Origin of the sequence: Paenibacillus xerothermodurans, from assembly GCF_002220865.2 — a bacterium.
GTDB lineage: Bacteria > Bacillota > Bacilli > Paenibacillales > NBRC-103111 > Paenibacillus_S > Paenibacillus_S xerothermodurans.
The window spans coordinates 47,356-60,680 of record NZ_NHRJ02000013.1; the positions used below are offsets into that span (position 1 = coordinate 47,356).

The 13,325-nt window shown below is 53.5% G+C and carries 10 protein-coding genes; 1 reads left to right on the top strand and 9 read right to left on the bottom strand.

The genetic code is table 11. From position 1 onward, the window contains the following. Positions 1–15 precede the first annotated feature (15 nt). The gene (locus CBW46_RS16625) at positions 16–1,197 is read left to right on the top strand and encodes a conserved virulence factor C family protein (protein WP_089201119.1); all 1,182 of its coding nucleotides are present in this window, start codon (positions 16–18) and stop codon (positions 1,195–1,197) included. A 401-nt stretch (positions 1,198–1,598) separates the two neighbouring features. Here the strand turns inward: CBW46_RS16625 and CBW46_RS16630 are convergent, their stop codons facing one another. The 9 genes from CBW46_RS16630 to CBW46_RS16670 form a co-directional block, all read right to left on the bottom strand. Next, positions 1,599–1,973, bottom strand: a complete 375-nt coding sequence (locus tag CBW46_RS16630) for a hypothetical protein (protein WP_089201120.1) — start codon at positions 1,971–1,973, stop codon at positions 1,599–1,601. A 120-nt stretch (positions 1,974–2,093) separates the two neighbouring features. Continuing rightward, complete coding sequence (locus CBW46_RS16635; protein ID WP_089201121.1) at positions 2,094–3,026, bottom strand: MBL fold metallo-hydrolase; 933 nt, start codon at positions 3,024–3,026, stop codon at positions 2,094–2,096. Positions 3,027–3,101: 75 nt separating this feature from the next. Then, positions 3,102–5,240, bottom strand: coding sequence for an ABC transporter ATP-binding protein (locus tag CBW46_RS16640; RefSeq protein ID WP_089201122.1), 2,139 nt, complete (start codon positions 5,238–5,240; stop codon positions 3,102–3,104). Beyond that, positions 5,237–7,009, bottom strand: coding sequence for an ABC transporter ATP-binding protein (locus tag CBW46_RS16645; RefSeq protein WP_089201123.1), 1,773 nt, complete (start codon positions 7,007–7,009; stop codon positions 5,237–5,239). Before CBW46_RS16645 ends, CBW46_RS16640 begins: the two co-directional genes overlap by 4 nt. 203 nt (positions 7,010–7,212) lie before the next feature. Continuing rightward, positions 7,213–7,983 (bottom strand): DUF554 domain-containing protein, encoded by a 771-nt coding sequence (locus CBW46_RS16650; protein ID WP_089201124.1) that lies wholly within the window; start codon positions 7,981–7,983, stop codon positions 7,213–7,215. A 136-nt stretch (positions 7,984–8,119) separates the two neighbouring features. Next, positions 8,120–9,577, bottom strand: a complete 1,458-nt coding sequence (locus CBW46_RS16655; RefSeq protein WP_089201125.1) for a SulP family inorganic anion transporter — start codon at positions 9,575–9,577, stop codon at positions 8,120–8,122. A 222-nt stretch (positions 9,578–9,799) separates the two neighbouring features. Continuing rightward, positions 9,800–10,474, bottom strand: coding sequence for a ribonuclease H (rnhA, locus tag CBW46_RS16660; RefSeq protein WP_089201126.1), 675 nt, complete (start codon positions 10,472–10,474; stop codon positions 9,800–9,802). A 14-nt stretch (positions 10,475–10,488) separates the two neighbouring features. Then, positions 10,489–12,255: a DNA helicase RecQ gene (gene recQ / locus CBW46_RS16665; RefSeq protein ID WP_089201165.1), complete on the bottom strand. Its 1,767-nt coding sequence runs from the start codon at positions 12,253–12,255 to the stop codon at positions 10,489–10,491. A 60-nt stretch (positions 12,256–12,315) separates the two neighbouring features. Beyond that, on the bottom strand, positions 12,316–13,191 hold the full coding sequence (locus CBW46_RS16670; protein ID WP_089201127.1) for a glycosyltransferase family 2 protein: 876 nt from the start codon (positions 13,189–13,191) through the stop codon (positions 12,316–12,318). Positions 13,192–13,325 lie beyond the last annotated feature (134 nt).

The following is a 13,325-nucleotide window of genomic DNA, read 5'->3' on the forward strand; positions in this document are numbered from 1 at the left end:
AAGGTGCGATCGATCATGAAAATTGTATCTATAGAACCGACACCAAGCCCTAACACGATGCGGGTGCAGTTAGATGAACGACTGCCTGAAGGAGTTAGAGTTACGTATGATAAAGACCATGCAGGCAAGCCCCATACGCCGGCGTTCATTACAGAGCTGCTGCAGATCGATGGCGTGAGAAGCGTGTATCACGCTGCCGATTTCATCGCGGTAGACCGCACGGCCAAAGCGGATTGGCAGCCTATCCTCGCGCAAGTGCGGGAAGTACTAGGCGGCGACGCGGCTGTTGCGCATGACGCCCCTGCTGCTCTAGGCGAGGCCGCGGCTGAGAGTGCTGCACACTTTGGTGAAGTTCAAGTGCTGCTTCAGCACTTTCGCGGCATCCCGTTGCAGGTGCGTGTCCAAAGCGGGACCGAACAGCTTCGCGCCGCTATGCCGGAGCGCTTCAGCGAAGCCGCCGTCCGGGCTGCTGCAGCATCCCCCAACCTGATTAAGGAGCGGTCGCTGGAAGATTGGGGTATCCGCTACGGCGAGCTTCAGGAGGTGCTGGACGAGGTCACCCAGGAGTTAGACGCCACCTACGATGAGGAACGTCTGCAGCAGTTGGTTGAGCAGGCACAGCAGCAATTGGGCGGCGCGGTGGAAGGCGCCGCTGCGGTGAGATCAGCGGGCCGTGTCGCTCTGAGCCCAGCCGAGCTGCAGCAGGAGTTGGCCGCCCCCGAATGGAAGCGGCGATATGCCGCGCTGCAGCAGGTCAAGCCGTCAGCGGAGACCGTCCCGCTGCTAGTTGACGCTCTGAACGATGAAAAGTCGTCTGTCCGTCGGCTGGCCACGGTGTATTTAGGTGACGTGAAAGAACCCGAGGTGCTGCCATACCTGTACCGAGCGCTCGAGGATAGTTCTGTTTCCGTGCGACGCACGGCCGGAGATACGCTGTCGGACATCGGAGATCCCGCGGCGGCGCCTGCGATGGTTAAAGCATTGCAGGATCCAAACAAGCTAGTGCGTTGGCGTGCAGCCCGTTTCCTATATGAAGTAGGCGACCAGGAAGCTCTACCCGCTCTGCATGAAGCTGAGGATGAGCCTGAGTTCGAGGTTCGCATGCAGATCAAAATGGCCATCGAGCGCATCGAAGGCGGTCATGCCGCGGAAGGATCGGTGTGGCAGCAAATGACTCGTAGATCGCAATCCACCTGAATCTGCCGCAATCAGCGCATAAACGCAGAAAAGCATCACTCTACCCGGCTGTTCCGAGATAGGGCGATGCTTTTTTTGCCTACCCGGCTGTTCCGAGGTAGGGTGATGCCTTTTTTTCCCAGGAAATTTTGTGTGTAGAGATGGACGAAACCAACTGTTTCAGGGTGCTAACAGAACCGCAGAAGTTGAAAGTGCTACCGTGGCACCAACGCTAAGCTCAGCTGACAGTGGCCGCGCGTCACTTGCGTCAATCGAGAGTTGAACACGATCAATGGACCCGCTCAACGTGCCCCCCAGCTGTGATCGAACTGTCTGGATTTGACAAACGCGGTCGGCGCAGCGAACTCAGCGCTGCCTCCCATGGGGGTGCAGCACTAACTTCATTTTCATTCTGCTCCCAATTAATAAATTTTGGATAAGATGACCATGCAAAGAGCGACAGTGATTATAGTAAGAGATATTAGAATTTGAACTACTGCAATAGCAGTTAAGCTAACGATGTTAGCGCTAAGTAACACGACAAAAATAATAAAATACAGCATCAATACAAGAAAGGAATAATGCATGCCTTTTTCCCGTATTATTTTCATTCTTTCATCTTTCTTTTTAAACTGAGGATGAAGATAACTGTAAGAGAGCAACAGCACTGACACAGCGAAGACGTGTGATGTTACCAGTGGTACGGTTGAGTGAGCCCAAATTGCATCAAAAAAGATATATCCACTCAAACATAGTAATAAAAAACCAATAATTAAATATCCCACACGTGATTGCATCTCCGCACCTCCAACAGTTCTGCTGAACGTCTCCCCAGCTGCGCCCAAACGGCCCGTGGGTGGTCACTGCCAGGCATGCCAACACTGTCTGGCGACTAGCATTGCGCCGCCTGCACAGAGCTACATCAACGTCTCCCCGAGCTTGAGCATACGCAGGGCGTCACCCGGCAGCTTCCGCCGTTCCCATTCGGCCAACAGCCGGTCCAGCGCTTCACGGGGAGTGTCGTCTGCCAGCCGGAAAGTGCCGTAGTGCATGGGGACGAAGATCTCCCCTTGCACATCCTCGAACGCCTGCACCGCCTCCTCCGGCGTAACGTGCTGAGCGCTCATAAACCACTCCGGCTCGTACGCGCCGATCGGCAGCAGAGCGTATCGGATTGCGAAGCGCTCACCGATCATCTTAAAGCCGGGGAAATAGCCGCTGTCCCCGGCAAAATACACCGCCGCCCGCTCCTCACTGCGCGCTGCGGGCTGCAGAACCCAACCGCCCCAGTGTGACCGGTTGGTATCAATCAGCGTCCGGCGTGTCCAATGCTGCGCCGGCACAAAATGCAGCTCGAGCCCGCCAAGCTGCTCCCGGTCCCACCAGCTCATCTCTGTCACCCGAGCGAACCCTCGCGCGCGCAGCTTACTGCCGAGCCCTTCCGGCACGAATAGGTGCGCAGCCTTAAATTCGCGCAGGCTGCGCATATCCATATGATCGTAGTGGCTGTGCGACAGCAGCACCACGTCGATACGCGGCAGCTCCCGGACGCTGAGACCCGGCGGTGTAAGCCGCCTCTCCAGGCCCATCCGCTCTGCCCATACAGGGTCTGTGAGCACGTTCAAACCTGCCATCTGGATCAGAAATGTAGAGTGGCCGATCCACGTTATCGTGGTGAGCTCCTGATTGTCACGCAGCAGCTCTACCTGTCTCTCCTCACACATCGGCACGGTATACGACATGTCCTTCACCTTTGCCCTGCGTTCCTTGCGCCACTTGCGCAAATCATTTATGCCGCCGACGTGGCGGACGCCATTCATATTTTCATACCGCTTGCGAACAATCTTCATGCTGTGTGCCCCTTTACATAGATTCCTATTCTGTGCGGACGACCCCGCCCCTGACAGGTCTGCGGCAGCCATACATCACCGAACGTTTTCTGCTACAGTTTCGGCGCCTTTTTGCAGCTGATACATATTGTAGTACCGGCCTTGCAGCTGCATCAGCTGCTGATGATTGCCGCGCTCTACAATTTCACCGCGATGCAGGACAAGAATCAGATCGGCATCCCGGATGGTAGATAAGCGGTGTGCTATCACGAAGGTCGTTCTGCCCGCACTAACTACTTTTAGGGCTTGTTGTATTAAGCCTTCGGTCTCACTGTCGATGCTCGCAGTCGCTTCGTCCAGGATCAAAATCGCAGGATCGAAGGCGAGCGCCCTTGCAAACGAAATCAGCTGCCTTTGCCCCGCGGATAGCGTGCTGCCCCGCTCAACGACCGGCTCATCGTACCCATGCGGAAGCTGTTCAATGAATGAAGCCGCACCGACATCGGCCAGTGCCTGCTTCACCTTTTGTTCATCGATATCTTTATTATACAAGCTAACGTTAAACTTGATATCCCCGGCGAACAGAAACGGATCCTGCAGTACGATACCCATATTCTTTCGCAGCTGCTGCTTCGACATCTCGGAGATGTTGCGGCCGTCAACACGGATCTGCCCCGCGGTTGGTTCATAAAACCCGAGCAGCAAGTTCATAATTGAGCTCTTGCCAGAGCCCGTATGTCCAACCAATGCCACAGTTTCGCCTTTTTTCGCCTCGAACGTAATGCCGCGCAGAACCGGCTCTCCTTCATTGTAGGCAAAGCTGACGTTGTCGAATGTGACATGCCCTTTAGATTTGGAGGTGCTCAGTGCATCCTCCAGCTCACGTCCCTCCAGATCCAGCAGATAGAATACCTTTTCTGCGGATACTACCGCACGCTGTGCATTCATAAGTTGATCGAAAATGCCGATAATCGGTTGGAATAAACGTCCCAAATAATCAATAAATGCATACAGAACGCCAAAAGATATAGCCGTCTGCAGTGAAGTGCTGCCGAAATACCAAATGGTCGCGGCGGTAAACAATGACCCTACCAGACCCGTGAAATTCCGGGAGGAAAGAGAAAACAACCGAATTTGCTTGATATTGTTGCGGTACCGGTCCTCATTTAGCACTTCGAACTCGCGCAGCCGTGCCTTCTCCTGCCGGAAAGCCTGAAGGATCGGCATCACAGCGATGGATTCGTTGATCATGGCATTCATATCACTGAGTCTTGCCCGCATTACGGTAATGTATCGTTTGGAATATTTCAAGTGCACCCACATGACCGCCGCAAACAGCGGAATAAAAATCAGCGTGACTAAGGCGAGCCGTACATCCAAAAGCAGAAGTGCGATATAAATACCAATGATGTTAATAGTGCTGACCACGAATGTGGCCATAAAACTCATAAAAAGATCCCGGATCGCTTCGGTATCATTAGCAATCCTGGAGACCACCTGCCCGATTGGTGTGTTGTCAAAAAAGCGCAGCGGGATCTCCTGGATGTGACGCATGAGATCCATCCGCATCCGTTGAATGATGCGCAGAGCCGTAGACTGCAGTGTATAGGCCTGCACATAATGCAGCACGCTCGCCGTCAGCAGCAGGCCGATGAACAGTGCCAACCAGCGAATGACCGCACCTACGTCGTACTGATACAACGCTGCAACTTCACCGGCGCTTAGCCGTGTCGCTGGGTATTGCTCAGCCTGCTCGGTAATGCGCAGTACTTGCACCACTGCCTGATCAGACTCGGAGTCCGCGCCTGCGTGCGGCACCAGCGACCATTTGCCATCAAACCGCGTGGCATTGTCGATCAAGTACATCCCGCTGTCCAACTGCATGAAACGTACCTCTTTTAACTTCTCGGACCCCGCCCCTGCTGCCAGAGCTGCCTCTGCCGCCCGGTTGTCCTCAAGCCAATCACTTCTGACGTACGTTTTGTCCCTGAGTTGCACTGCTTTGACATCCTCCGCGTGGAAATTGTCCGCGCTTACCTGGTACCAAGGCAGTTGCACACTGCTGATATGCTTATCGATAATGGTTTTCGCAATGTAAGGGCCGGCGAGCTCAGCCGCTACCGCGCAGCAGAGCACCAGCAGTGCCGCTGCTATCCGCGTTTTGTACAGCATCGCGTAAGCCAGCAAACGCCGCGCAATCGTTTGTTTAGCTGCCTTTTGTTTGGCTGTCCTCATGATTCACTTCCTTCCCCGTTCTCTCCCCCTCCGATTAAGACGGCTTCCGTCTGCTGACGCTCGAACTGCTCCTTATACCATCCGCCCAACAGCATGAGCTGCTCATGTGTTCCTTCCTCCGCAATCCTGCCGTCACTCAGCACCACAATCCAATCTGCATGGGCGACAGCGGAGAGGCGGTGTGTCGCTAAAAATGTGGTTTTACCTACGCGCTCCCTGCGCAGATTCATTAGTATGCGGTTCTCCGTCCGGGCATCCACTGCCGACAGTGAGTCATCAAGAATTAGTATTTCAGGATCAATCAGCAGCGCGCGTGCAATGCTGACTCTCTGCTTTTGCCCTCCGGAGAGCATGACCCCGTTCTCGCCCACCACCGTGTCGAGCCCGTCAGGCAGCTGCTCCACGTCCTTGGTAAAAGAAGCTAACTCAATCGCGCGCCAAATCTCATCATCAGATGCATCCGGTTTACCCAAGGCGATATTCTCACGGATTGTTTTCGATAGCAGCAAATGCTCCTGCGACACATAACCAATCCAGCCCCGCACGCGGGAGACCGGGATTTGTTCCATAGGCACCTGCGAAATGAACATGCTTTCCGGCGCAATCGGGTACTGCCGCAGCAGCTGCTTCAGTAGAGTGCTTTTGCCGCTGCCGGTGCGTCCCACTATTCCAAGCGTTTGCCCACGCTCCAGTTGAAAGGAGATATCCGTGAGGCTGTCGGTAGTCGCTCCAGGATATCGGAACTTCAGCCGATTCATAATAATCTGCCCCGGTGCCTCCACGTCCACTGTGTGGGGTGCATCCTGTACGTCGGGTGCCTGAACAAATGCAGTGGACAACCGCTCAACCGAGGCCGTACCCCGCTGCAGCACGTTGATAAATTCGCCGAAAGCAATCATCGGCCAAATCAGCATGCCGAGGTATATGTTGAAAGAAACCAACTGCCCGAGCGAGATCTCATTATGAAACACCATGTACGCTCCATATCCGATCCCTATGGCATAGCTTAAGCCGACAATCAGCGCTATGGCCGGATGAAACAGCGCGTTGACGGCGGCCACCCTCCTGTTTTTATCCATAACATCTCGGGTCACTTTGTCAAACGCGGCAATATCATGCTCCTCCTGCACGTAAGAGCGGATCACGCGCATCCCTGAGATCGACTCCAAAGCTTGATCGTTCATCTTGCCGAACGCAGCCTGCGCCGCGACAAACCTTTTGCGTGTGTGCTTTCCCAACAGGTTGATTACGACCACCAACAAAGGCATTGGTATGAGAGCGGCGAGCATTAGCTTATAACTAATCAAGGAAATCATGGTGATTAGAACAACGGCGGTACCGACGAGCGTGTTTACCAGCGTCATAACCCCGTAACCTGCGGTTTGGCTGATCGCCAGCACATCATTTGTGGCCAACGCCATCAATTCCCCGGTACTGTTGCGTTGGAAGAAGGAAGGTGCCATTTTGGTGAGATGCTCCAATAATCTTCCCCTCAGTACACGCTCTAGCAGAATGGAGTTACCAAACAAAGCGGTCACCCACGCAAACGACAAGCCATAGATAACAACGCCAAGACACACGAGCAAAAGAACACTTTGCGTTAAACCTTGAGCGTCCAGCGTGCCGGTGCGTATCTGGTCAATGACGTTACCTACCATCCTTGGCGGGATAATGCTTAAACTACTAACCGCCGTCATCAGTGCGATGGCGACCGCGTAGTTCTTCCAGCGCTGCTGAAAAAACCACGACAATCTCCTAATAAAAGACACGGCTTCACCCCTCCTCACAAGCTTTTTTTTAAAACCGTCAGCTTCATGACGTTGTGACAAGCAAGCTTTGTCCAAACAAGGTCTGGCCTGCACCAGGTATTACACCATAATATGGATGCAGCCAAAGTGCCTGAATTGTTATTAAAAAAATCACCCGGATGAAGTTCATAAGGTGATCCAACTCATGCTGAAGTTTTGTGACTTTAACCGCCCGCCCAAAGCGCCGTCAGCGATTGCACAAAAGGCACCGCCAGGGCTGCTACCAATACGGATGGGAGCAGATTGGCAACATTGATTTGCCTGATCTCCAACAGATTCAAGCCGAGACCGATGATAAGAATGCCGCCGACTGCTGTAATTTCAGTAATGATGGCATTAAGCAACCGCTGCTCTATGATGGCAGCGATCCCAGACGCAGCCAGAGCAATGCTGCCTTGATACACAAATACGGGAAGCGCCGAAAACATAACCCCAACGCCTAGCGTGGAAGCAAATATGATGGATAAAAATCCATCGAGCATCGCCTTTGTGTACAAAATGTCATGGGCACCCCGAAGTCCTCCATCCAAAGCGCCCAAAATAGCCATCGCACCCACGCAATAAATGAGTGTCGTATTCACGAACCCGGCGGCAATTCGCCCCCGTTCATTTTTCACAGGATGAGCTGTGGAGCCTCGCCTGGACAGCAGTCTCATCATCGCATTCACCACGCGTTCCAGAAGTACGCCCAGTCTGTCGAGCATGCGCTCAACTTGCAGCAGCTCGCCTATCACGCCTCCAATAACCAGACTTGCTACCACCAATAAAAAATTCGATGACTTCAACGCCATCGACACACCCAGCACCAGAAGCGCAATACCGATCCCCTGCACGACAGTGCTCCGGATTCCCGGGCTCATTCGATGAAATATAAGTCCCAGCAAAGCGCCCACAATGATCGCTGCAGCGTTACCCGTAGTTCCCCAAAGTGTCATGCCGTATAAACCTCTCGTTCTTCGTGTGGAAAAATGGTGTCAACAAAACAACGCAGGCAGCCCCGGAGTTCAAGGGCCGCCTAATAACTGATGGAGTTAATTATTTCAGATGCGGAAGTACCGGAGATTAAACTAGTCATTGATGTGCGGAGGTGCCGGAAAGACCCATCTGATCTATGATACGTTGGCTTTCATGATTGAGTCCGGTGATGTCGACGGTTTTGCCGACGCCGGCGTATTTCTGTGTCACCTTCGATATCGCCGTGATCGCCGAATGATCCCAAACATGGGATCCGCTGAAATCGATCACGATGTGCCCGGGGTCCGCATTATGGTCGAACAGCTCGACGAAATGCGTCATCGTTCCGAAAAACAGCTGCCCACTGACGTGGTAAGTTTTCCGACCGGCTGTATCCATGGTGGTGCGGCAGCGCAGGCTGGCCATTTTCCACCCGAAATTGAGCGAACTCAGAATGACACCCGATACGACACCGATAGCCAAATCGGAGGTAGCCACGACGATAGCCACCGTCAATACCATGACCACGGCATCACTGCGCGGGATTTTGCCAAGCGTCCTCAGCGAACCCCAATCAAAGGTTCCGATGGACACCATAAACATGACGCCCACCAGAGCAGCCATAGGAATTCGCTTCACAATGTCACCCAACACAAGGATCAAAAACAACAGGAACAACCCTGCGACTAGCGTCGATAGTCTGGTTCTTCCACCCGATTTCACGTTGATTACGGTCTGACCAATCATGGCACAGCCCGCCATGCCGCCGAAAAATCCGGTGATCACATTGGCAATGCCCTGACCGCGCACCTCACGGTTTTTGTCGCTTTTTGTTTCCGTCATTTCGTCGACGATGGTCGCGGTAAGGAGAGACTCGGTCAGCCCTACTACCGCCAAGGCCAAAGAATAAGGCAGCAGGTGGAGGAGCGTGTCGAAGCTCCAGGCGATCTGTGGAATATGGAACAGAGGCAGCGCCTGCTGGATATTGCCCATATCGCCGACTGTGCGCACATCTGCACCCGAGAAAACAGAGATCAACGTTATGACAATAATCGCCGTCAATGCCGAAGGTACAGCCTTCGTCAGCAAAGGCAGTAAATAAATAATAGCAAGAGTACCTGCAACCATCGCGTACATCGGCCACGATTCTCCGGCAAAGTTGGGCAGCTGCGCCATGAAAATGATAATCGCGAGCGCATTGACGAAGCCCACAATCACGGATTGCGGAACAAATGTAATGAACCGTCCAACTTTAAGTACACCGAGCAACCATTGTAAAATTCCAGTTAAAATTGTAGCCGCAAATAGATACTCCACACCGTATTGCACGATGATCGGCCCCATCAGGGAAGCCATCGCTCCGGTTGCGGCGGAAATCATGCCCGGACGCCCGCCGACGATCGAAATGGTGACGGCAATCGTGAAGGAAGCGTACAATCCGACCATAGGGTCTACGCCCGCCATAATTGAGAAAGCGATTGCTTCCGGGATTAACGCCAACGCCACAGTGACGCCGGACAGAACATCATTTCGGACATTCCCTAAGAAACCCCGTCTCAGCTGTTGCAAAAACAAGAAAAATCCTCTCCTATTCCGTTTGTTATTCTTTAGCTCTCCACTCTCAGGATCGCCGGGGTCCGATGTACACTGTCATCGATTATAAACGGTTGGAGAGGATTTTTCACATATTGTAATTCCGTTGTCAGTCACGCAGGGCCTGATTATCATTGTTATTCTCTTTCATGCTTTATCATACTATTATTTGCTCAGTTAGCGCTGCTGCTGCCGGCGCACGCGTCACTTTCTGCCGTAATCGGCCTTGATCTCGCCCCACGCCTTAGTATCCCACTTCAGGATTGGATTGCTGTAGCTGTTATTGTGCAGCCAAGCCAGGGCCCGGTCAACCAGCGCCCATATCTCCTTGGTAGACTCATCGCGAGGCAGGTTCGTTGCCACCGCCTTTTTGCGTACCCAACTGATGGCGGTAACGGAGTCGCTGTAAATGGTCATTGAGCTTCCCTTTTGCTTTAAATAAGCGAGAGCATGAACGATGGCAAGGAACTCACCTAAATTATTGGTTCCCTTAGCGATCGGCGGATGCTGAAAAATGACCTTTCCTGTTCGCGTGTCCACTCCCTTGTATTCCACCAATCCGGGGTTGCCTTTGCTCCCTACATCGACAGAGATGCTGTCCAGCACTACTTGCTCGGACGATTTGCTGCCTTTCGCTGCTCTGGCTCTCTCCGAACCGCGCTGCGCTGCACCGGCGGAAGACGCAGCAGCAGCCTTAGATGAGGCGGCGAAAGAGGCTTTCCAGCCACGCTTCAACGCCGCTTGAGCTTCGGCCTCACTCTCATACGCCTTGAATTTCGCCTGCGGATAGCCATTGGTCACCGCTTGACATTCCGCCCAGGTCTTGTAAATTCCCGGAACTTTTCCTTCCCATACGACATAATACTTTTGTTTAGCCATTTCGGGACGCCCCTCTAGCCGCTATAATTTTTGAAAAAATCTATGAAATAAGCCCCATACTTGAAAAATTTCGCCTCGCCAACACCCTTGATCTTCAGCATGGCCGCCGGATTCGTAGGCTTCACCCCGCACATATCCCGCAGCGTGCTGTCCGGAAACACGATATAAGGCGGGATGCCTTCCCGCTTCGCGATCTCCGTTCGCAACCTGCGCAGCTCGTCAAACAGCTCAGCCTCCACCTCACGGGCCGCAGGCTCCTGTCGCACTCGAATCTTCTGTATGACGCGCTCGCTGCCGGCTAATACTGCCTGGGCTTTCGCATGCAGCCTGAGCACCGGGTACTTGCCATCGGAAATGAGCAGGTAGCCCTCAGCGACGAGAAGCTGAATGAGATCGACAATCTCCTTTTCTGTGCGGTCCTTTAATAAACCGTACGTGCTCAGTTCGTGGAAGCCCATGTCCAACACCTTTTTGCTGCGTGAGCCCTTGAGCACGGCAGCAACCATGGTGGCGCCAAAACGTTCCCGCATCCTCCGGACACATGAGAAAATCTTCTGTGCCTCCAGCGTGATGTCGGTCAACTGCCGCTCCGTACTGCAGCTGCTGCATCGGCCGCATTCCTCAGCGTCGTCTCCGAAATACCGCACGATGTAACGCTGCAGACACTGCGATGTGTGGCAGTAATCCGCCATCTGCTGCAGCCTGCGGTACTCCTGCGTCTGGCGTTCCGTATCGGTAATCGACTGCTCAATCAGGAACTTCTGGATCATAATATCCTGCGGACTGAACAGCAGCAGGCATTCGCTCGGCAGGCCATCCCGCCCGGCCCGGCCCGCTTCTTGGTAGTATGCTTCCATGTTCTTCGGCATGTTGTAGTGAATGACATAACGCACGTTGGATTTGTCGATCCCCATGCCGAAGGCGTTACTCGCGACTATCACGCGCACCTCATCGTACAAAAATTTCTCTTGAGCTTCCGCCCGTTCTTTGTCCGACAGTCCTGCGTGGTACTTGCCTACGGGTACCTTTTTTTTGTGCAGCAGCTCATAGAGGTTGTCCACCTCTTTGCGCGTCGCCGCGTACACGATACCGACTTCATCCTTGTGCGCGTGAATGTATTCCAGCATGACATCCCGTTTGTTCTCACCTTTGATCACGTGAAAGGCAAGATTGTCGCGCGCGAACCCTGTCACAAATTGCTGCGGCTCACTCAGACCTAAATGCTTCACTATGTCCTCTCGTACCTGGTCCGTCGCCGTCGCAGTGAACGCCGTCAAGACCGGCCGCCTCGGCAAGCTGCTTACCAGCCGGCTGATCGCCAGGTAACTTGGCCGGAAATCGTGCCCCCATTGCGAGACGCAATGCGCTTCATCCACAGCCACCATAGGGATTTCCAAATTGGCTAGAAGTTGCACGAACCGCTCCGACTCGAGGCGCTCGGGCGCGATGTACAACAGCTTGTACTCTCCTCGGCGCGCCCGGTGAATGCGCTGCTCCACCTGACTGTACGTGAGAGAGCTGTTGATATACGTCGCCGGTATGCCGATGCTGTCGAGCCCGTCAACCTGGTCCTTCATCAGTGAGATTAACGGCGACACAACAATCGTCGTTCCGTTAAGCAGCAGTGCCGGAATCTGATAGCATATCGACTTGCCGCCGCCCGTAGGCATGATTCCCAGGGTATCGCGCTGACTTACAACACTGGCGATGACTTTCTTTTGCCCGTCGCGAAATGAGTTATATCCATAATATGTTTTAAGCAGCGTCTCTGCCTGCTTCATCGTGCCAGCCAAGATCGCACGCCTCCTCTTTTTACAGGGATTTCTTCGACCGGATTGCGGTCACAACCCCGTTTCCATTGCTCCGTCACCGTCAGGCGCGGCAGGTCGCGACTCAGCCTCCGTTAACAGCACCGCCCGACGGGAAACCATCGGTTGTCCGTCCCAGACTATTTCCGTGGCAGCCTTGCGGCGGGCAACCTCCGGCTCCTCCAACAGCACAAAAAAGTTCTTTGTTGGCAGAAAGCCTAGATCATGCTTCGCGGACAGCTTATCCAAATACGGCCTCATATTCTCATGCTGTCCGGACATGTTGCCGCCCTGTGCTGAGAAGGCGTACAACGCCGTTGCCGCCGGCACCCTTTTCACCCGGTAATGTTGTACCGCGCGCAGGAAAAAATCCCAGTCCCAATAATGATACAGCCCTGTGTCGAACGCTCCGAGCCGTTCATGCATCGAAGCCCGATACAAACATCCGGAAGATACGAACGTGGAAAACTTTCGCATCGCCGCCACATCATGCTCATAGGCAAACACGAAACGCTTCGTGGGTACACGGGTGTGAGCGGACATAACATAATCGAAAATCTCTACGTCGGAATAAACCAAGTCCGAGTCGTTGACAGCGTCCAGCATCCGTTCGACATGTGTAGGCACCAGCAGGTCATCGTCGTCGCACAGCATAATATATTGTCCGCGCACCAGTTGGAGACCGCGGTTTCTTGCATGAACATGCTTAAGATTGCGTCCCATGGTGACGATCGTAATATCCAGCTCGGCGTATAACGATTGGATAAAGTCAATCGGCTCCCCTGCATCGTTCACGACGATAATTTGTAAATGGCGGTAAGTCTGCCTAGCTAAAGCTTCGATCAACTCCGACAAAAAGTCAGGCCTGTTGTATGTCGGAATAATAACGGACACCAGCGGTGATTCCATCTGATTGCTCCTTTTTAACGTTATTTCCGTACGAGCCGCTACCCACAAAGATACCAAAAAAAACGCGAAAGGGAAACCTCGAACCAAGTTCACCGGCTTTGACGCAGCGCCCACACGGCACAAAATTCCTGTCC